Below are 20,104 nucleotides of genomic sequence, written 5' to 3'. Positions count from 1 at the left end.
AGATTTTCATTTTTCCGCCGCCGGTTCCGGCGGCGGCTAGTCTTCTCCGATCGTTTCCTCCCCGAAACTTTCGGAAAATCTCTTCTGCGACAGCGTCAGATGCTCTCGCATCGCCTCGCGGGCCCCTTCCGGGTCGTTGGCGGCAATGGCGTCGCGGATCACCCGGTGTTCCTGAACGGCGAGGTTCCAGGTATGCGGACCCTCGAAATAGCTGGCGAGCTTTTCGAAAAAGGGCGACAGGCTGCGCTCGTCATAGATCAGGCCGGTAAAGCGGTTCAGCGCCGAATTGCCGATGATATCGGCGATGGCGGTGTGGAAGGCGCGGTCGAGATTGAGCGCCTGCGGTGAATTGTCGAGCGCGCCGGCCATGCGTTCGATGATGTCATCAAGCTTGGCGATGCATTCCGGCGTGGCAAGCCGCGCCGCCTCTTCGGCAATCGCGCTCTCGATGATGCAGCGCGCCTGCAGGATTTCGAACGGCCCGTGCGCATCCGGCACCGCCGACTTTTTTTGGGCCTGCTTGCCGGCCGCGCTCACATAGACGCCCGAACCCATGCGGATATGGATATGGCCTTCCACTTCCAGGACGATCAGCGCCTCACGCACCGTCGGGCGGGAAACGCCGAAACGTTCCGCAAGGTCGCGTTCCGCCGGCAGGCGCTGACCTTCCGTCAGTTCTCCGCTTTCGATGAGCAAGCGAATTTGTTCCGCGACCAGCCGGTAAAGGCGGCGCGGCTCCAGAGCCACAAACATGATATCCTCCCAGCGCGAAAGTCTCCTCCGATCGCGCAAGCGGTAAGATGGTCTTACCAATTTTATTAGGGCGTATTTGTGCGGTACTGTCAATCGGCCGGTGGTGGAAAAGTGTGGGGAGGAGTTCGAGGCGGTTCAGCAGGTGGGGCGTTGTCTTATTTCGGGGCTTTGAGCACTTCCGTCATGCCGACCTTGAGCCGGTATCCAGTCAGCCCAAGTCCTTGGGATAAAAAGACTCTTCGCGCCGCGCAGACGCGCGTCGGCTGAATTCCGGCTCAAGGCTGGAATGACGGGGAAAGGTTGCGCCGGACAGTCTGAAGCGACTGACTTATCGCTGTAAGGTTGAAAATAGTGCCGAGGCCTTAAACGCAAGCAGCCTTCTTCAGCCTCTATTGCCCGCGAGCCTCAGAGCGCCATTCTCACCAATGACGACATCCAGCTCACCATACCCACCAATCGAATGATGCGGCGTTTCGATGGGATGCGAATGGGTGGCATTGATCACCACCACCGTTGCGCCCATGCTTTCCCCCGCCTGAATACCGGCAGGGGCGTCCTCGAAGACGACGCAGTTTTCAGGTGCGACGCCAAGCTTTTCCGCCGCCTTCCTGTAACCTTCCGGATCCGGTTTGCCGTTTACCACATCCTCGGCGCAGATCATGACCGGGGGCGGTGTGAGCCCCGCTGCCGCCAGGCGCAGTTCGGCAAGCGCGCGGGCGGCGGAGGTGACGATGGCCCATTTGCCGGCCGGCAATTTTTCGAGAAAGGCCGCCGCCTGCGGAATCTGGAGAATGCCCTCGACATCCTCCATTTCCTTTTGCAGCAGCATGTCCGCCTGTTCCTGGATATCGAGGCCGGGAATGGCCTCGCGGCGCACCACTTCCGATGCGCGCATGCCGTGGATGCGTTGCAGGAAGGCGTTCGGTTCTATGCCATTGTCCACGGCCCATTCGCGCCAGACACGTTCCACCACCGCGATCGAATTGAGCAGCGTTCCGTCCATGTCGAACAGGAAGGCGTCATATTCACGCGAAAACATCTGGCTGGCCGGCGGGACTTTGCTGTGCATGTCATTCTTCCGTTGGACGTGTGGAGTTGCCCTCGTGTCTACAACATCGGCGGAGATAACGGAATCGCTTTTCCGCCGGGAGGTCAAATGACGATCTTTCGGCCAGCAGCGGTGATGACTGTTCCAGAATCGGACGCTTCAGACTGCCGGCGACTCGGGTGAGGGCGGGCAGGGAGGCGGTGCGCTATCTGGCGATGCGGAAGGTCAGGTTGCAGCAAGGATAGGTCGCTATCATGAGTTTTTACGAGCTATGAAAATACGCAAAATCAGCAGGTAATGGCAGTTTCCGGATGTTTTGCATGAGAATTTTCAGGGCCGAATTTTCTTAACGAAACCGCCGCTTCAAGGGCTTCGTTAACCATTTGTTAACCATATTCGAGGTACCTAATTGTCAACGATTTGTTTACCAAGATGACCAAAGTGCTAACAGACCAGCGTTCCATCCGTATCAAAGGCCGCTCCTTTCTCGCAGTCGTCCTGTCCCCTGAGGCTCCGGTCGATCAATGGCTGGAAAGGCTCGATGATCTCGCCGCCCGTTCGGCGGGCTTCTTCCTGTCGCGGCCGGTGGTTCTGGATGTGTCGGAGCTGTCGCTCGACAAGGCGGGTCTTAAGGAACTGCTGGCGGCGCTGACGGAACGTAATGTCGGCATTATGGGTATCGAGGGCGTTCGCCCTTCGATGATCGAGCCGGGCATGCCGCCGTCGCTGAAGGGCGGTAAACCCGCTTCCGATGTCGAGGTGGAGCCGGTCGTTGCCGCCGCCGAGTTGCCGGAGGAAAAACCGCGCATTTCGGGCGAGGTTCGCGCCGTTGTGCAGTCGCTGGTCATCAATGAGCCGGTGCGTTCCGGCCAGTCGATCATGTTTCCCGAGGGTGATGTCACCGTCATTGGTTCGGTCGCCTCGGGAGCGGAAATCATCGCCGGCGGTTCTGTGCATATTTACGGCGCCCTGCGTGGACGCGCCATGGCCGGTTCGCTCGGCAACGTCTCGGCGCGCATCTTCTGCCGCAAGCTGGAGGCGGAGCTTCTGGCCATCGACGGCGTCTACAAGGTGGCCGAGGACATCGATGACAAGCTGCGTGGCCAGCCCGTCCAGCTCTGGCTGGAAAACGATACGATCAAGGCCGCAAAACTCGGCTGATAACAGAGAAACAACACAGGAACAGGAGAGCCATATGGGGAAGGTAGTCGTTGTAACTTCCGGCAAGGGCGGGGTCGGCAAGACCACCTCGACCGCAGCGCTTGGCGCCGCGCTGGCGCAGAACAAGGAAAAGGTCGTGGTCGTCGATTTCGATGTCGGCCTGCGCAACCTCGATCTCGTCATGGGTGCCGAGCGCCGGGTGGTTTACGACCTCGTCAACGTCATCCAGGGCGATGCCAAGCTGACGCAGGCGCTGATCCGCGACAAGCGTCTCGAGACGCTGTTCCTCCTGCCTGCCTCGCAGACGCGCGACAAGGACAATCTGACGCCGGAAGGCGTCGAATGGGTCATCAACGAACTGAAGAAACATTTCGACTGGGTGATCTGCGACAGCCCGGCCGGCATCGAGCGCGGCGCGACGCTGGCGATGCGCCATGCGGATGTGGCCGTCGTCGTCACCAATCCGGAAGTCTCGTCGGTGCGCGACAGCGACCGCATCATCGGCCTGCTGGATTCCAAGACGCTGAAGGCCGAACGCGGCGAGCGCATGGAGAAGCACCTGCTTCTGACGCGTTACGATGCGTCCCGCGCCGAGCGCGGCGACATGCTGAAGGTCGATGACGTTCTGGAAATCCTCTCCATCCCGCTGCTCGGCATCATTCCCGAAAGCACGGATGTGCTGCGGGCTTCGAACGTCGGTGCGCCTGTCACGCTGGCGGACGCCCGCTGCGCGCCTGCCATGGCCTATTTCGACGCCGCCCGCCGCCTGTCCGGCGAGGATATTCCTGTGGTTGTCCCGGGTGAGAAGCGCGGCATCTTCTCAAAGATCTTCGCAAGGAGGGCTGCATGAGCATCTTCAGTCTTTTCCGCAAACAGAAGTCGGCACCGCTTGCGCGCGAACGCCTGCAGGTGCTGCTCGCCCACGAAAGGGCATCCTCGGGCTCCGATCTCGTCGCCATCCTCAGGGAAGAAATTCTCGGCGTCATCGCCAAGCATGTGCAGATCGACAATGACCGGGTGCATGTGAAGATGGATCGCGACGAGCATGTCTCCATATTGGAGATCGATGTCGAGATACCATTGGGTGCTGACCTGCGCGCCGCCTAAAATCATGCCATGAAAACGCCGCCAGCCAACGGCGGCGTTTTTATTCCGCGGTCGTATCGACGGGCCTTCGAAATACCTCGGCCAGATCACCGGGCAGCGGGCGTTTCAGGTTGATGCCGTTCGGCGGGATCGGTGCGTTGAACCATTTGTCGTAGATTTTCTCGATTTCTCCGCTGGCGTAGATTTGTCCCAGCGCCTCGTTGACCGCATCCCGGAAGCCGCTGTCGCCATGCCGGAGCATCAGGCCATAGGGTTGCGGCGGAGCAAGATATTCACTGGATATGGAATAATCCTGCGGCCTGCCGGTTTCGGCCACGAAGGACCGCAGGAGAATATCGTCCATGACGAAGGCCGAGGCGCGGTTTTCCGTGACCATGTCGAAACTACCCTCGGTGCTGTCATTTTGCAGCACGGCGATGTTCAGTCCCAATTTGCGATTGATGACGTTGAGTTGGGTGATGTTGATGGTCCCCGTCGTCACGACCACCGTTCGCCCGGCAAGATCGGCAACCGTGTTCAGACCGCTCGACTTCAGCGCCACATAACGTGTGCCGGTGATGAAGTGGCTGTAGGAAAACCACACCGCCTTGCGTCTCTCCTCGGTATTCGTGCTCGCCACGCATTCCATGTCGATCGTGCCGTCATTGAGAAGCATGATCCGGTTGCTGGGGGTGCGCTTGACGAAATCGATCTTCAATGCCGGCAGGCCGAGTTTCTTCTTGATGGAATCCGCCACCCTCAAACACAGCTCGATACTGTAACCGATAGGCTCGGGGCCGGCGCCCAGATAGGAAAAGGGGATGTTGCGGTCGGCATAACCGAGCCGGATCGCGCCGGTCTTGGCGATGGTTTCAAGCGTCGGCGGTTGGGCATCTTCACTGGCCGCATGCGCGGGCAGGAGACTTGAAAAAACCAGCATGAGCCATAATGTCGATCTCTGCATCGCGCATCTCCAGCCAAAATAATCCATCAAAACATTTTCATGAAAATCGATACGGGTTGACGCTTGGCGCTTTCAGTCCTGGTATTCGCGCGGATGTTCGTAGGCTTGTTTCAAGGCGGCGGCCATCGGCAGGTTCAGGTTCATGCCGTTGGGCGGAATGGGCATGGTGAACCATTTTTCATAAAGGCCGTGAATGGCCGGCCCGGTGAAAATATGCCTGAGGCTTTCATTGACAGCGGCCTTGAACGCCGGGTCGTCACGCCGGAAAACCAGGCCATAGGGCTCGGGTGCGCTCAGCGTTTCCTCAGAGAGTGCATAGAGGTCCGGATTTTCCGATGTCGCCGCCAGCGCCGCGAGCAATATGCCATCCATGACGAAGGCCGAGGCCTTGCCGGAAACAACGAGTTCGAAGGCCTCCTCATTGGTTTTGGTCGGCATCACCGAGATATTGAGGTTCTTCGCCCGGTTTATGGCGTTGAGCTGCTCGATATTGACGGTGCCGGAGGCGGATGTGACGGACCGTCCCGCGAGATCGGCAAGGCTTTTCAGATTGTCCTGCCTGCGGGAGAGAAATTGCGTCGCGGTCATGAAATTGGGGTAGGAGAAATCGACGATCTTGCGGCGCTCGCTATTATTGGTCGTGGCTGCGCATTCGATATCGATCTGGCCGCCGCGGACAAGGATGAAGCGGGTGGCGGGCGTGGCCTTGACATATTCGAGCTCGATCCTGTCGAGCTTCAGCTTCCTGCGAATATCTTCACTGATCGCCCGACAGAGATCGGTCGAGAAGCCGGTGATTTCCCCGTTCGGCAATTGATAGGAAAAAGGCGGTTCGGCCTCGCGGTAGCCGATGCGGATTTTTGCGGTTCTGGCGATCTGCTGAAGCGTGTCGCCTTCGTCGGCGGCCTGGAGGGGCGTGATGGGAGCAAAGCATGTGAGGAAAAGGCAAAATACTGAAAGGCGCATTTTATATCCTCTTGGCTGGCGGCCGGTTTCTCAAATGGCTTTTTGCGGTGGGCAATAGGTTTCCAGTGACGAGCGGCCGGCATCGCCGGGCTCGTCCTTTGCGAGCGGCGCGATAACGGTGCGATTCCTGAGGATGCGGGCCAGTGGGGCGGGCTCGGCAAAATAATAGCCCTGTGCTTCATCGCATCCGGAAAGCTTGAGCGCCTCGAGCTGATCCCTGTTTTCAACACCCTCGGCGGTTACCTTCAGGCCGATCTGTTCGGCCATGTCGATGACGGTGTTGACGATGGCCGAACACATGGGATTGGTCGGCAGGCCGGAGACGAATTCCCGGTCGATCTTGATCTTGTCGAAGGCGACATGGGTCAGCGTGCTGAGCCCGGCATAACCGGTGCCGAAATCGTCAAGCGCGAGGCGCACGCCCCTTTCCTTCAGCAGCTTCAGCGCTCGGGCGCTGCTGTCACGCTCCAGCATGGCTGTTTCCGTCACCTCCAGCTCAAGCCGTTCCGCCGGGAAACCGGACGTCTCAAGCGCCCGGTCAACGACAGGGACGATATCGTCATTGGAGAGCTGAACGGCGGACAGATTGACGGCGAGCCGGATATCCTTCGGCCAGGTCATGGCATCCATGCAGGCCTGCCCCAGAACCCATTCGCCCAAGGGTTTGATGAAGTTGTTTTCTTCGGCAAGCGTGATGAAACGGTCCGGGGCGATGAGGCCGAGCTTGCTATGCCGCCAGCGGGCCAGCGCTTCATAAGCGACGATGCGACCGCTCTGCAGATTGACCACGGGCTGGTAATGCAACTCGAATTCCTGGTTTTCGAGCGCGGATTTCATGTCTATTTCCAGCGCATGCTTGTGCTGCACCGCCATGTCCATGCCGGGTTCGTAAAACACGAAATAACCGCAGCCCATGGATTTCGCGCGATAAAGGCCGAGATCGGCATGTTGCAGAAGCTGGGTGGCGGATGTGCCGTGGCCCGGCGCGCAGGCGATGCCGATACTGGTGTCGATGCTGATTTTGCTGCCTTCGAGGTTGAAGCTGCGTGAGACCGCATGCACCACCCGCGCGGCCAGCATCGCCGCGCTGCTCTCGCAGTCAGTGCTTGCCGATTGTATGATCGCGAATTCGTCGCCGCCGAGGCGGCTCACCATGTCGTTTTCACCGAGCACGGAAGAAATCCGCGATGCCACCGCCACCAGCAAGGCATCGCCGGCGGCATGGCCCAGCGTGTCATTGACGGCCTTGAAGCGGTCGAGATCGAGCAGCATGACATTAAATGGCTGGCCGGATGCGGAAAGCTGTTCGAGACGGTTTTCCAGCGTCTTCATAAGCAGCACACGGTTGGGCAGTCCGGTCAGCGCATCGTGATGAGCCATGTGCTCCAGTTGCTGCGCCATGTCGCGTATCTGCCGCAGGCGCCCGCGTTCCAGAACCGCCTCACGCAGCGTTTCGATGGCCGTGGCCATATCGCCGATTTCATCCCTGCGCGTCTGAAACGGTGTGACGACATCCGTTTCCTCGCGGGCGATGCGGAGCGTCGCCTGCACCAGAGCCGGAACGGGTTTCAGAAAGTGCCGCGCAATCACCGTTACAAGGACACCGGTCACGGTCAGCACCACGATCAGTGCAATGAGCGAATTGTAGATCAGCTTGCGTTGCGCACCATACAGCTCATCCGAACCGCCTATGCTGACGGCGACCGCCCCGATCGGTTTTTTCGTTTCAATGCTGATGATTGGCAACAGGCCGATATAGTGGTTCGACTCGCCAATGGTCGCAAAGCCGGTGGCGAAACGGGCGGCCACGGCATCTCTTGAGAAGATGGGATCGGTGGCGAGCGGTTTTTCGTCATCGTCGGTGGCGTTGTCGAAGGCGGCCGCGATCTGCCGGAAGCCGGAATCGTCCTCGTCGTACCTGAAAAGCCAGACGGCGTTTTTGGTTTGCGCGCCGATGAGGGCGAGAACGTCACTGGGATTGAATCCGGTAACGAGAATGGATTCATCGTTGCCGATCGGCTTGTCGGTCAATATGCCGTTGACCTGCCCGTCCGTATCGGCGGTGACGCTGACATAGGTGTAGATGCTGCGCAGTGTGGCGCTGGCGATCTGCGAATTGACGCGTGCCTGGTTGAGCCATTGCTCGCTGGCGGCGGCAACGAACATATACCAGCCGACCAGCGCGCCGATGCTGTAGGAAAAAATCACGCCGCCCAGAAATATCAGGGTTATCTTGCTGGCGAGCGAACGTCGCCGCGAAAGGCGGCCCGTTTCCGGCTGCGTCGTTGAGCGAAGCGTGTGGCCGGGTTCAGTCTGTCTATCTATCCCCCGATAGGCAGTCTCTTCCATTCGCGATAGTCCCCCGCGATGTCGCGTTATAATTGTTTTATGGAATTTTATAGGACATGCATTTCAACGGTGTCTGCTAAATAATTCAACAAAGTTTAGATGCGATTAAGAATTAATCCGTCTTTTTATAGTCGCCGCTTGTGCAAGCCCGGTGTTCCTGCACCGCAGATTGAAAAAATCGCCGACTTACGGTCATGCGCCGGAACAAAACCGCCAATTCAGTATGACAACCTTTGCGCGTTTCTCAAGTCGACTTCTCTGCGGCGCTGGGCCCCGACCGGCCTTGCCAAGCAGCCGATAAACGGCATGTTGTGCTCACTGTCGGATTTCAGGGAATATCATCATGGCTCACAGGGGCAAAAACGTCGCGCAGCTTTCCATTCTCATCCAGAGCGGCCAACTCGATCCGCGTGTACTGGCGGAAGAGACACTGGATGCGATCCGTGGGGAAGAGGATCAGGCTATTTTTGTCGGATTGACGGAAGAGCGGGCCATGGCGGAGGCGGAAGCGGCATCGAAACGCATTCGTGACGGCCGCTCCTGCGGCGCTCTCGACGGCATTCCGGTGGCCTGGAAAGATCTCTTTGATCTCGAGGGCATGGTAACGACGGCCGGATCGACGGTGCTGTCGGATGATGCGCCCGCATCCCGCGATGCGGATGTGGTGACGGCGCTGAAACAGGCGGGCATGATCTGCGTCGGCCGCACCAATATGAGCGAGTTCGCCTTTTCCGGTCTCGGCATCAATCCGCATTTCGACACGCCGCGCAATCCAGTCTCGCGGGACGGCCACCGTTTGCCCGGCGGCTCCTCTTCCGGCGCGGGCGTTGTTGTGGCTGCCGGTCTGGTGCCGGTGGCAATCGGCACGGATACTGGCGGATCGGTGCGCATTCCCGCCGCCTTCAACGGTGTGGTGGGGTATAAGGCCAGCCGCGGCCGTTATTCGATGCGCGGCGTCTATCCATTGGCGAAAAGCCTCGATTCGCTCGGGCCGCTTACCCGCACCGTGCAGGATGCCGTTTGGGTGGATGCCGCCATGCGTGGCAGGGCTGCTGCCGATCTGGCACGTAAGCCTCTTGCCGGCCTGTCGCTCGTCGTGCCGGAAACGGTGTTTTTCGATGGTATCGAGGAGGGTGTCGCAGCTGCTTTCGAACAGGCGGTGGAGCGGCTCTCCCATGCCGGCGCCTCAGTGCGGCGGCAGGCATTCCCGATCTTTTCGCAATTGTTCGATCTTATCAGGGAAAAGGGCGCGCTGGTGACGGCGGAAGCATTTGCCCTGCACAAGGCGCGGCTGGAAGGTGTGGATGCCGCGCGGATGGACCCGCGGGTGGTGGCAAGAACGAGGTTGGGCGCGAATATCTCCATGCCGGATTACATTGGCATTGTAGAAGCGCGCGAACGCATGACGGCTGCGTTTATGGGCATGATCGGCAAGGACGAGCTGCTTGTGTCACCGACATTGCCGCATGTGGCCGCAAAGGTCGCGCCGCTCATCGATGATGACGAAGCCTTTTTCGCCATGAATGCGAAGACCCTGCGCAACACCCAGATCGGTAATTTTTTCGATCTCTGCGGCGTTTCCATTTCGTGCGGAACAGGCGAGGCGGGAATGCCTGTTGGCCTGCTGCTTTCTGGCCTGCACGGCACGGATGACCATGTTCTCGGTGTTGCGATGGCAGCGGAAGAGATCGTTCGCGGCTGAGGAGAGGGCGACATCTGGTCGCCCTCGGTGTTTGGTGAAAGCGTTTCAAACCCACCCTCCGTCATCCTCGGGCTTGACTCGAGGATCCATGACCTGTGCAGGCCAGTCGATCCTCGGGTCAAGCCCGAGGATGAGGTCGAGTGGGCCGGGAGCTGCCTCGACATTCTGAAGCGTTAGGAAGTTGGCCGTCTCGACCTGTAGCCTCACCGCGCCGCCCAATTGGCGCCGCGGCGGAACATGGTCTTCATCTGCGGCACGGAAAATTCCTTGGCCTGATGGCCGAGCGCCGAATAAAAGACGCGGCCCTTGCCGTATTTGCGTTTCCAGACGACCGGCATCACCACGCCGTCGATCCACCAGGCATGGTCGCCGGTGAATTTCGTTGTCGCCAGTACTTCGTTCGAAGGGTCGACATGCATGTAATATTGCTCCGACGTATAGGGGAAATCAGAAATCCCCTCCATCAGCGGGTCGTCGGGACGGGTGATGTTGACGTGATAGTCGATGATATTGCCGGGATGGGCAACCCATTGACCGCCGATCATGAACTGGTATTCGACGCATTCGCGGAAACTATCGGCTGCGCCGCCATGGAAACCGGCAATGCCGACACCGTTTTCGACCGCGGCCGTAAGGTTCTTGATCTCTTCCTTCTCGATCTTCGACATGGTGACGATGGGCACGACGAGGCTCAGATCATGTACCGAAGGATCGGCGAAGGCCTCGGTTGAGTGCTCCACATAGACCTTGAAACCGTCCTCCTCCAGCATGTCCTTGACGATGGTGGCGCATTCCTGTGGCTCATGGCCGCTCCAGCCGCCCCAGACGATGAGTGCTTCGCGCATTTATTTTCTCCTCCGGATTATTTGCCGAGCTGGCCTTCGACCAGCGATGTTTCGAGTGGAGCAGGGCGCTCCGCCTTGGTGGTGATGGAAACGGCGGTGCCGCTGTCCGATGCCGTCTGGAAGGCTTCCATCACCTCCAGCACATGCAGGGCAAGATCGCCATTGGCGCGATGCGGGCGGTTCTCGCGGATTGCATGGGCCATGTCGGCGACGCCTATCGAGCGGTAATTGCCGTCGGCATAGGGGGATGACAGCGCCTGCGGTTCGAACTGGCCGCCCTTTTTCAGTAATTGCACCTCGCCGCCGAAATGGTTGGGATCGGGGACGATCAGCGTGCCTTCAGTGCCATAGAGTTCCAGCGGCACATGTTTGTGGCCCGCCACATCGAAGCTCATGCCCACCTGCACCACGGCGCCATTCTCAAAACCCAGCAGGCCGGAGACATGGGTGGCGACATGGACGGGGATTTTTTCGCCGTTCTTCGGCTCGCTGGTGATGAGACGCTCGTTACGCGGCGCAATGGCAAAACCCGCTACTTTGGTGACCGGGCCGAACAGGTTGACGAGATCGGTGATGTAATAAGGACCCATGTCCAGCATCGGTCCGCCGCCAACCTCGTAATAAAAGGCCGGGTTGGGGTGCCAGCGCTCATGGCCGGGGCACATGAAGGTGGCCGTTCCGCCAACCGGCTGGCCCAGTACGCCCTCATCGATCAGCCGGCGTGCGGTCTGGTGTCCGCCGCCGAGGAAAGTGTCGGGGGCCGAGCCGATGCGCAGGCCCTTTGCCTTTGCCGTATCCGCAAGACGTTTGCCTTCGGTGAAATTGATGCCGAGCGGTTTTTCGGAATAGGCGTGTTTTCCGGCATCCAGCGCGCGCAGGCCCACTTCCACATGCGCCTTGGGGATCGTCAGGTTGACGATGATCTCCACCGAGGGGTCGGAGAGAAGCGCGTCGACGCTTTTTGCCTGCAGGCCAAATTCCGCCGCGCGGGCCTTTGCGACCTCCTCGTTCATATCCGCAAGACCACGAATGTCGAGAATGGGAAACGAGGCCATTGCCTTGAGGTAGGCGCTGGAAATATTGCCGCAGCCGATGATGCCGATACCGACTTTTTTCATATGATTCCTCCCGTAAATCAGAAATGCCGAATCCCCGGTGTGAGCCTGCCGGCTAGAGCGCCGGCCCGGTGGTGTTCCATGGCGATTCGTAAAGCTCGTAAAGCGCGACGGCCGCAGCCCCCTGCGCCCACAATTCATCGCTCGCAACGTCGAAAACCAGCTCGGCGACACCGGCCAGCGAGGGCGGCACGGCGGCGTTGTAGCTGTCGCGGATGCTGGCGATGAAGGGTTCGCCGAGTTCGAGACTGGAGCCGGTAATGATGACACGTGGCGGCGCAAACAGCGTGACGATGTTGGCAAGCGTCAGGCCGAGGGCTGCGCCGGCGCGCAAGGCGGCCGTGATGAGATCGTGGTCTTCAGCCGCAATCAGCGCATGGGCATGCTGCATGCCACGGCCAAGCCTGATGGCCTCGGCAAAGCGCCCATCCGCCGGGCGGGAACCCAGAATGGCGTTTTCACCCGCCTGGCTCGCCAGCCGCACCGTGCCCTCATTGGCAAGGCCGATGACAAGGTCGCCAAGATTGTGGCTGAGGCCGCCGGCGCCGCGAAAAAGCTGGTTCTGGTGCAGCACGCCAAGCCCGAGCGTCTGTTCCAGCGAAATCAGCACCATGTCTTCGAGATCACGCGCATGGCCGAACCAGTGGTGGGCGAGCGTGATGGCGTGGGCGTCGCTTTCGATTATGGTCGGCGAATTCAGCCGCGCCGTCATTTCCTCGGCGAAATTGACATTCACCTCCCGCAATATAGGGCTGCTGCGAATTCTCCCGGTGCGATGCTCGATAACGCCGGGCAGGCCGAGGCAGACCATGTCCACATCTTCCAGCGACAGCCCGGCATCGACCACGCAGCGCCGCACACCGTCTTCCACCAGATCGGCGATGACGCCGATGGGCTGACGGTCGACACGGATCGGTAGGGCAAGCGTCGAAAGCACGTTGCCGCAGAAATCGGTGACGACGAAGACCATGCGGCTTGCGGCGATCTTGGCGCCCACCACGCGGGCCGCATCCGGGTTCAACTCCAGCATCACGCGCGGCCTGCCGCGCGCGCCTTCAGTGCGGATATCGCCGATATGGCGGGTGAGGATAAGCCCGTCATCGAGCAGCGAGGCGGTAATCGCCGAGACGGTGGTGGTGGAAAGCTCAGTTCTTTCGCTGATTTCCACCCGCGAGATCGGCCCGTGGCGGCGGATGCTATCAAGTACGCTCAGCCTGTTGATCGCGCGCATCAGTTCTGGGTCTGCGGTCTTCATGGGGTCCTGCTGCGATCGGGTTCGATCTAAAACGAATTTATATCGGATTGCGGATTAAATAACGTCTGCCGGGAGGGGTGTGTCAAGCCATCAGGGTAAAAAATCAGCAACCCGCCTTGACATTGGGCAGGGTGTGGGGTGAATTAATCCGCATTGGGGAATAAATGGTGAGGAACCCCAGGGAGGATCACGAACATGACCTATTGGCACGCAGGCGCAAGCCTGAGCGGCAGGCGGATCGCCTTTGCCGCAACGACAAGCATAGCCCTGATGTTCGGCGCGGCCAGCGCCTCGGCGGCGACCGTCGTTAAATGGATGCATGTGGAACTGGACCCGAAAGCCGTGGCCGTCTGGGAGGAAATTGCCAAGGAATACGAGGCCAAGCATCCCGATGTCGATGTTCAGCTGCAGTTCCTCGAAAATGAGGCCTTCAAGGCAAAATTGCCGACGCTGCTGCAATCCAACGACGTGCCTGACTTCTTTTACAGCTGGGGCGGCGGCGTCCTTGAGGAACAGTCCAAGACCGGTGCGCTGAAGGACTTGACCGAGGTTTTCGACGCCGATGGCGGCAAGCTGCGCCAAGCCTATAATACATCCGCAATCGACGGCCTGTCTTTCGATGGCAAGGTCTGGGCCGTGCCTTACAAGGTCAGCCTCGTCAGCTTCTTTTACAACAAGGAGCTGTTTGCCAAGGCCGGCGTGAAGGCCGAGGACATCAAGACCTGGGACGATTTCAGCGCCACGGTCAAGAAGATCAAGGAAGCGGGCATCGTCCCGATTGCCGGCGGCGGCGGTGAGAAATGGCCGATCCATTTCTACTGGAGCTATCTCGTCATGCGCAATGGCGGGCAGGCCGTGTTCGATGCCGCCCGCAAGGGCGAGGGTGAAGGTTTCATGGATCCGGCGATCATCAAGGCTGGTGAGCAGCTGGCCGAGTTCGGCAAGCTCGAACCCTTCCAGCCCGGTTATCTCGGCTCCACCTGGCCACAGGCGCTCGGTGTCTTCGGCGACGGCAAGGCAGCGATGATCCTCGGTTTCGACAATACGGAAGCCAACCAGCGCAAAAATGCCGGTGACGGCAAGGGGCTGGCCGCCGACAATATCGGCCGCTTCGCCTTCCCCGTCGTCGAGGGCGGCGCGGGCAAGGCCACCGATACGCTGGGCGGCCTGAATGGTTGGGCGGTCACGAAAAACGCGTCCAAGGAAGCAATCGATTTCGCGACATTCCTGACCAGCAAGGAAAGCGAAGAGAAAATGGCGGCAGCCGGCATGATCCTGCCGGTTGCGAGCGGGGCGGACGGCGCGGTCAAGAACCCGCTGCTGGCGGATTCGGCAAAACAGCTTGCCGGCTCCACCTGGCACCAGAACTTCTTCGACCAGACGCTGGGCGCCGCCGTCGGCCGCGTCGTCAATGACGTTTCCGTCGAGATCGTTTCCGGCCAGATGAGCGCGGAAGAGGGCGCCCAGCAGATTCAGGATGCATTCGAATTGCGCTGATCTGACGGTTTCCATGGCAGCGTCGCGAATGTGCGGCGCTGCTTATCTGCCTCAATGAAAGCGGATAGAGATGACAGATATTTCCATGACTTCTGCGTCCATACCGGCGCGCGGCGCGACAAAGGTCAAGCGCAAGCAAAGTTCGGTTGCGCATGACCGGGCGCTGACCCTTCTGGTCTTCCTGCCGCCCGCCCTGCTGCTCTTTACCCTGTTCGTCATCCTGCCCATGGGCGAGGCGGCATGGTACAGCCTTTACCGCTGGAACGGCTATGGCACGCCGACCGATTTTGTGGGCCTGCGGAATTTTCAGGTCCTGTTCGGCAATGCCGCCTTCTCGCAGGCCTTGATCAATAACGGCCTCATCATCCTGATTTCCGTATTGATCCAGATCCCGCTGGCGATCTGGCTTGCGATGATGCTGGCGCACCGCATTCCCGGCGTCGTTGCCTTCCGGCTGGTTTTCTTCCTGCCCTATGTGCTGGCGGATGTCGCAGCTGGTCTCATTTGGCGTTTCGTTTATGACGGTGATTACGGCCTCTTCGCCGCCATTTCCAATTTCTTCGGCTTCGCCAATCCTTACGTGCTGGCAGACAAGGATGTGGCGATCTATGCCGTGCTCGGCGTCATCGTCTGGAAATATTTCGGCTTTCACATGATGCTGTTCATCGCCGGCCTTCAGTCCGTCGACAAGAATGTGCTGGAAGCCGCCGAAATCGACGGCGCGTCCGGCTGGCAGAAGTTCCGTTATGTCACGCTGCCGATGCTCGGCTCCACGGTTCGCCTGTCCGTCTTCTTCGCGGTTATCGGCTCATTGCAGCTTTTCGACATGATCATGCCGCTGACCGGCGGCGGGCCGTCCAACTCCACGCAGACCATGGTTACCTTCCTCTACACTTACGGCGTCATGCGCATGCAGGTGGGGCTTGGCAGCGCGGTCGGCGTCGTTCTTTTCATCATCTGCGTGACGCTCGCCTTCGGTTACAAAAGGATTTTCATGCGCCATGACTGACACATCCACCTCCGTCCGCATGCCGCTGCAAACCAAGCTTTATCTTTATATATCGCTGAGCCTGATTGCGGCCATCGTGCTCATCCCGTTGCTCACCACCGCACTTGGCGGCTTCAAGACGCTGGGAGACCTGCGCGTCAACCCGTTCGGCATTCCTGCCGAATGGCAATGGGCCAATTATGGCGATATCCTCTTCGGCAAACGTTACTGGCTGCAAATCTTCAATTCGCTTGTCATCGCGCTGTTGACGGTGTTCCTGACGCTGACCGTCTCGGCCATGGCGGCCTTCACCTTCGCGCATGTGAAATTCTTCGGTTCGTCCTTCCTGCTGAATTATTTCCTGCTAGGGCTGATGTTCCCGGCGGCCACCGCCATCCTGCCGCTGTTCATCCGCATTCGCGATCTCGGCCTGCTCGATACCTATTGGGGTGTGGTGCTGCCGCAGGTGGCCTTCGGGCTAGGCATGAGCATTCTCCTGTTCCGCAATTATTTTCGCAATCTGCCGGAGGAACTGTTTCAGGCCGCCTTCGTGGATGGCTGCGGTTATCTGCGGTTCTTCTGGCACATTTCCATGCCGCTTTCGCGGCCGATTGTGGCGACCGTCGGCATCGTTTCCTTCGTTGGCAGCTGGAACAGCTATATCCTGCCGCTGATCATGCTGAATTCGGAATCGAAATATCCCTGGCCGCTCGGCATCATGGTCTATCGCGGCGAATTCGGCACGGAATGGCAGCTCGTTCTCGCCTTCATCACGCTGACGATCCTGCCGACCGTCATCGTCTTCTTCCTCGCACAAAAACACATCATCGCGGGCCTGACGGCCGGTGCCGTCAAATCGTGACCTGAAAGGAGCAAAACATGGCTTCCGTCGAACTTAAGAATATCGCCAAATCCTATGCCTCGCTCGATGTCATCCACGGCATCTCGCTTGATATAGCGGATGGTGAATTCATCGCGCTGGTCGGCCCTTCCGGTTGCGGCAAGTCCACGCTTTTGCGCATGATCGCCGGGCTGGAGGAAATCACCGATGGGGATATCCTCATCGGCGACAAGGTGGTCAACGGCATGACCCCGCGCGAGCGCAACATCGCCATGGTGTTCCAGTCCTATGCGCTCTATCCGCATATGACGGTGGCCGAAAACATGGGCTTCAACCTGAAGCTTGCCGGCCAGCCGAAAAACGTCATCGAGGAGCGCGTGGCGGAAGCCGCCCGCATGCTCGATCTCGGCAAGCTTCTCGACCGCAAGCCCTCGCAGCTTTCCGGCGGCCAGCGCCAGCGTGTCGCCATGGGCCGTGCCGTGGTGCGCAATCCGGCCGTTTTCCTGTTCGATGAGCCGCTCTCCAATCTCGATGCCAAGCTGCGCGTGCAGATGCGCAGCGAAATCAAGACTTTGCACCAGAAAGTTGGCACGACGTCCATCTATGTCACCCATGACCAGATCGAGGCGATGACATTGGCGGACCGGGTCGTGGTGCTCAATCACGGTCGCATCGAACAGCAGGGCACGCCGCTCGAGCTCTACAAGACTCCCGCCAATCTCTTCGTCGCCGCCTTCATCGGCTCACCGGCCATGAACCTCATCGAATGCGTGGTCGATGGCGAGGGCGACCAGCCGGCCGCCCGGTTGAAGGACGGAACTGCGATCCGCATTGCCGCCTCCCGAAAGGTCAAACGCGGCCAGCCCGTGACGATTGGTTTGAGACCGGAACATATCGGCTCGACCATCGGCGGCGATATCTCGCTCTCCGGCCGGACGCTGCTGGTGGAGCCGACCGGGGCGCAGACCCATGTGGTCTTCGAACTGGCAGGCGATCAGGTGACGGCGGTGGTGGATGGCGAGCAGCCGGTCAAGGTCAATACGCCGTTTGCCGCCACGGTGCATCACGAGCGTGTGCACGTGTTCGACAGGGCGAGCGGGCTCGCGCTTTAACGTCTTCCTCGTTTTCAACGAAATGCGGAAATTCTCTTGCCCCTCGTCTTTTGGGGCTTGTTTGAAAATTACGACCGGTTAGCTTGGCGCTGGGAGCCAAAGCGGTTTTACCGCCAACTGTATCGATACAGGGAGGAGATTTTATGAGAACGATCAAGGGGCCGGGTCTTTTTCTCGGCCAGTTCGCCGGCGATGTCGCCCCTTTCGACAGCTGGGACAGCATTACCAAATGGGCGGCGGAAAAGGGTTATCTCGGCGTGCAGGTGCCGACCTGGGCCGGACAGCTGATCGATCTCAGAAAAGCGGCGGAATCGAAGGATTATTGCGACGAATTTGCCGGGATTGCGCGCCAGAACGGTGTCGAGGTGACCGAGCTTTCCACCCATCTGCAGGGCCAGCTGGTTGCCGTTCACCCGGCCTATGACGAGGCTTTCGACGGTTTTGCCGCACCGGAAGTGCGCGGCAATCCCAAGGCGCGGCAGCAATGGGCGGTGGAGCAGGTGAAGCTGGCGCTGAAAGCGTCTAAAAATCTCGGCATCAAGGCGCATGCGACCTTTTCCGGTGCGCTCGCCTGGCCGTTTGCCTACCCATGGCCGCAGCGCCCGGCCGGTCTGGTGGAAACGGCCTTTGACGAGCTGGCGAAACGCTGGACGCCGATCCTCGATTATGCCGATGAGCAGGGTGTGGATGTCTGCTACGAAATCCACCCGGGCGAAGACCTGCATGACGGCGTGACCTTCGAGATGTTCCTCGAACGGGTGAAGAACCACAGCCGTGCCAACATGCTCTACGATCCCTCACATTACGTGCTGCAATGCCTCGATTATCTCGACAATATCGACATCTACAAGGACCGCATCAAGATGTTCCACGTCAAGGATGCGGAGTTCAACCCGACCGGCCGGCAGGGCGTCTATGGCGGTTATCAGAGCTGGGTCAACCGCGCCGGCCGCTTCCGTTCATTGGGTGACGGGCAGGTGGATTTCGGTGCGGTCTTCTCGAAAATGGCGGCCAATGATTTCGACGGCTGGGCCGTGGTCGAATGGGAATGCGCGCTGAAGCATCCTGAAGACGGTGCCCTCGAAGGTGCCGAATTCGTCAAGGCGCATATCATCCGCGTCACGGAGAAAGCCTTTGACGATTTCGCATCCGGTGGCACCGACGATGCGGCCAACCGCCGTATGCTTGGGCTTTGAGAGCATTTCAGGGGAGATATTATGGCTATTGAAGGAAAGACAACCGACAAGGCGAACAGGCGGATTCGCCTTGGCATGGTGGGCGGCGGTTCGGGTGCATTTATCGGCGGCGTTCACCGCATGGCCGCGCGGCTCGACAATCGCTTCGATCTCGTGGCGGGGGCCCTGTCCTCGACGCCGGAAAAATCCCTCGCCTCCGGCCGTGAGCTGGGGCTCGATCCCGAGCGTTGCTACGGTTCGTTCGAGGAAATGGCCGAAAAGGAAGCGCTGCGTGAGGATGGCATAGAGGCGGTGGCGATCGTCACCCCCAACCATGTGCATTATCCGGCCGCTAAGGCGTTTCTGGAGCGCGGCATCCATGTCATCTGCGACAAGCCGCTGACCTCCAACCTGGAAGACGCCAAGAAGCTGAAGCAGGTGGCCGACAAGGCCGATGCGCTGTTCATCCTGACGCATAATTATACCGGCTATCCCATGGTGCGGCATGCGCGGGAACTGGTGGAGGCTGGTGAACTCGGCAATATCCGTCTGGTGCAGATGGAATATCCGCAGGACTGGCTGACGGAAGCGGTGGAGCAGACCGGTGCGAAACAGGCTGTCTGGCGCACCGATCCGGCGCAATCGGGCGTCGGCGGCTCCACCGGCGATATCGGTACTCATGCCTATAATCTCGGCTGCTTCATTTCCGGTCTGGAAGCGGATGAGCTGGCGGCGGATGTGCACACCTTTGTCGAAGGCCGCCGTCTCGACGACAATGCGCATGTGATGCTGCGCTTCAAGCCGAAGGGCGGCAAGCAGGCCGCCAAGGGGCTGCTTTGGTGCAGCCAGGTTGCGGTCGGTCACGAAAACGGGCTGAAGGTGCGTGTTTATGGCGACAAGGCCGGCATCGAGTGGACACAGGCCGACCCGAACTATCTCTGGTTCACGAAGCTTGGCGAGCCGAAGCAGCTTATCACCCGCGGCGGCGCCGGGGCGGGGGCTGCGGCGGCACGCGTCACCCGCATTCCCTCCGGCCACCCTGAAGGTTATCTCGAAGCCTTCGCCACCATCTATACCGAGGCGGCGCATGCCATTGAAGCCCGCCGCACCGGCTCGGCGCTCGACAAGGCGGTGATTTACCCGACCGTGGATGACGGGGTTAAAGGTGTCGCTTTCGTCACGGCCTGCGTCGAGTCCGGCAGGAAGAATGGCGGCTGGGTGAAGCTGTAAGACGAGGTTGCCGCGTA

At 59.7% G+C, this 20,104-nt stretch carries 18 protein-coding genes; 10 read left to right on the top strand and 8 right to left on the bottom strand.

Annotated elements, in window-relative coordinates; translation table 11 throughout:
* Nucleotides 1-36 precede the first annotated feature (36 nt).
* Nucleotides 37-753 carry a FadR/GntR family transcriptional regulator gene (locus tag N5D22_RS22740; protein ID WP_279658114.1) on the bottom strand — a complete coding sequence of 239 codons (717 nt, stop codon included), beginning with the start codon at nt 751-753 and terminating at the stop codon, nt 37-39.
* 382 nt (nt 754-1,135) lie between these two features.
* Nucleotides 1,136-1,822: an HAD family hydrolase gene (locus tag N5D22_RS22735; RefSeq protein WP_279658113.1), complete on the bottom strand. Its 687-nt coding sequence runs from the start codon at nt 1,820-1,822 to the stop codon at nt 1,136-1,138.
* A 411-nt stretch (nt 1,823-2,233) separates the two neighbouring features.
* On the opposite strand from N5D22_RS22735, the gene minC reads away from it, so the two are divergent.
* From minC to minE, 3 genes are read left to right on the top strand one after another with little or no spacing between them, the layout of a single operon-like run.
* Nucleotides 2,234-2,962, top strand: coding sequence for a septum site-determining protein MinC (minC, locus tag N5D22_RS22730; RefSeq protein ID WP_279658112.1), 729 nt, complete (start codon nt 2,234-2,236; stop codon nt 2,960-2,962).
* Between the two features lie 34 nt (nt 2,963-2,996).
* A complete protein-coding gene (gene minD / locus N5D22_RS22725; protein WP_279658111.1) occupies nt 2,997-3,812 on the top strand; it encodes a septum site-determining protein MinD in 816 nt (271 codons plus the stop codon).
* The gene (gene minE, locus N5D22_RS22720; protein WP_020809474.1) at nt 3,809-4,069 is read left to right on the top strand and encodes a cell division topological specificity factor MinE; all 261 of its coding nucleotides are present in this window, start codon (nt 3,809-3,811) and stop codon (nt 4,067-4,069) included. Before minD ends, minE begins: the two co-directional genes overlap by 4 nt.
* Nucleotides 4,070-4,109: 40 nt before the next feature.
* Here minE and N5D22_RS22715 read toward each other — a convergent pair whose 3' ends face one another.
* The 3 genes from N5D22_RS22715 to N5D22_RS22705 form a co-directional block, all read right to left on the bottom strand.
* A complete protein-coding gene (locus N5D22_RS22715; protein ID WP_279658110.1) occupies nt 4,110-5,012 on the bottom strand; it encodes an amino acid ABC transporter substrate-binding protein in 903 nt (300 codons plus the stop codon).
* A gap of 72 nt (nt 5,013-5,084) precedes the next feature.
* Nucleotides 5,085-5,978: an amino acid ABC transporter substrate-binding protein gene (locus N5D22_RS22710; protein WP_279658109.1), complete on the bottom strand. Its 894-nt coding sequence runs from the start codon at nt 5,976-5,978 to the stop codon at nt 5,085-5,087.
* A gap of 30 nt (nt 5,979-6,008) precedes the next feature.
* Nucleotides 6,009-8,327, bottom strand: coding sequence for an EAL domain-containing protein (locus N5D22_RS22705; RefSeq protein WP_279658108.1), 2,319 nt, complete (start codon nt 8,325-8,327; stop codon nt 6,009-6,011).
* A 343-nt stretch (nt 8,328-8,670) separates the two neighbouring features.
* Between N5D22_RS22705 and N5D22_RS22700 the strand changes: the two genes are divergently transcribed.
* Complete coding sequence (locus N5D22_RS22700) at nt 8,671-10,029, top strand: amidase (RefSeq protein WP_279658107.1); 1,359 nt, start codon at nt 8,671-8,673, stop codon at nt 10,027-10,029.
* Nucleotides 10,030-10,232: 203 nt separating this feature from the next.
* On the opposite strand, the gene N5D22_RS22695 is transcribed toward N5D22_RS22700, so the two are convergent.
* Genes N5D22_RS22695 through N5D22_RS22685 form a run of 3 tightly spaced genes read right to left on the bottom strand, consistent with a single transcriptional unit; the run spans nt 10,233 to nt 13,244 of the window.
* Entirely contained in the window at nt 10,233-10,874 is a 642-nt protein-coding gene (locus tag N5D22_RS22695; RefSeq protein WP_279658106.1) for a ThuA domain-containing protein, read from the bottom strand.
* 17 nt (nt 10,875-10,891) lie between these two features.
* Nucleotides 10,892-11,992: a Gfo/Idh/MocA family oxidoreductase gene (locus N5D22_RS22690; protein ID WP_279658105.1), complete on the bottom strand. Its 1,101-nt coding sequence runs from the start codon at nt 11,990-11,992 to the stop codon at nt 10,892-10,894.
* Between the two features lie 52 nt (nt 11,993-12,044).
* A complete protein-coding gene (locus tag N5D22_RS22685; RefSeq protein WP_279658104.1) occupies nt 12,045-13,244 on the bottom strand; it encodes an ROK family transcriptional regulator in 1,200 nt (399 codons plus the stop codon).
* Nucleotides 13,245-13,439: 195 nt separating this feature from the next.
* Between N5D22_RS22685 and N5D22_RS22680 the strand changes: the two genes are divergently transcribed.
* From N5D22_RS22680 to N5D22_RS22655, 6 genes are all read left to right on the top strand, one after another.
* Nucleotides 13,440-14,741, top strand: coding sequence for an extracellular solute-binding protein (locus tag N5D22_RS22680; RefSeq protein ID WP_279658103.1), 1,302 nt, complete (start codon nt 13,440-13,442; stop codon nt 14,739-14,741).
* Between the two features lie 70 nt (nt 14,742-14,811).
* Nucleotides 14,812-15,750 (top strand): sugar ABC transporter permease, encoded by a 939-nt coding sequence (locus N5D22_RS22675; RefSeq protein WP_279658102.1) that lies wholly within the window; start codon nt 14,812-14,814, stop codon nt 15,748-15,750.
* Entirely contained in the window at nt 15,743-16,591 is an 849-nt protein-coding gene (locus N5D22_RS22670) for a carbohydrate ABC transporter permease (protein ID WP_020809465.1), read from the top strand. The genes N5D22_RS22675 and N5D22_RS22670 overlap by 8 nt, the downstream gene beginning before the upstream one ends.
* Before the next feature lie 17 nt (nt 16,592-16,608).
* Nucleotides 16,609-17,682, top strand: a complete 1,074-nt coding sequence (gene ugpC / locus N5D22_RS22665) for a sn-glycerol-3-phosphate ABC transporter ATP-binding protein UgpC (protein ID WP_279658101.1) — start codon at nt 16,609-16,611, stop codon at nt 17,680-17,682.
* A 143-nt stretch (nt 17,683-17,825) separates the two neighbouring features.
* Nucleotides 17,826-18,878, top strand: a complete 1,053-nt coding sequence (locus tag N5D22_RS22660) for a sugar phosphate isomerase/epimerase (RefSeq protein WP_279658100.1) — start codon at nt 17,826-17,828, stop codon at nt 18,876-18,878.
* A 21-nt stretch (nt 18,879-18,899) separates the two neighbouring features.
* Nucleotides 18,900-20,087, top strand: a complete 1,188-nt coding sequence (locus N5D22_RS22655) for a Gfo/Idh/MocA family oxidoreductase (protein WP_279658099.1) — start codon at nt 18,900-18,902, stop codon at nt 20,085-20,087.
* Nucleotides 20,088-20,104 lie beyond the last annotated feature (17 nt).

Source organism: Agrobacterium sp. GD03872 (assembly GCF_029840625.1).
Lineage (GTDB): Bacteria > Pseudomonadota > Alphaproteobacteria > Rhizobiales > Rhizobiaceae > Agrobacterium > Agrobacterium fabrum_A.
Note: the sequence above shows the minus strand (reverse complement) of the source record. Positions and strands in the feature narration are given on the sequence as shown.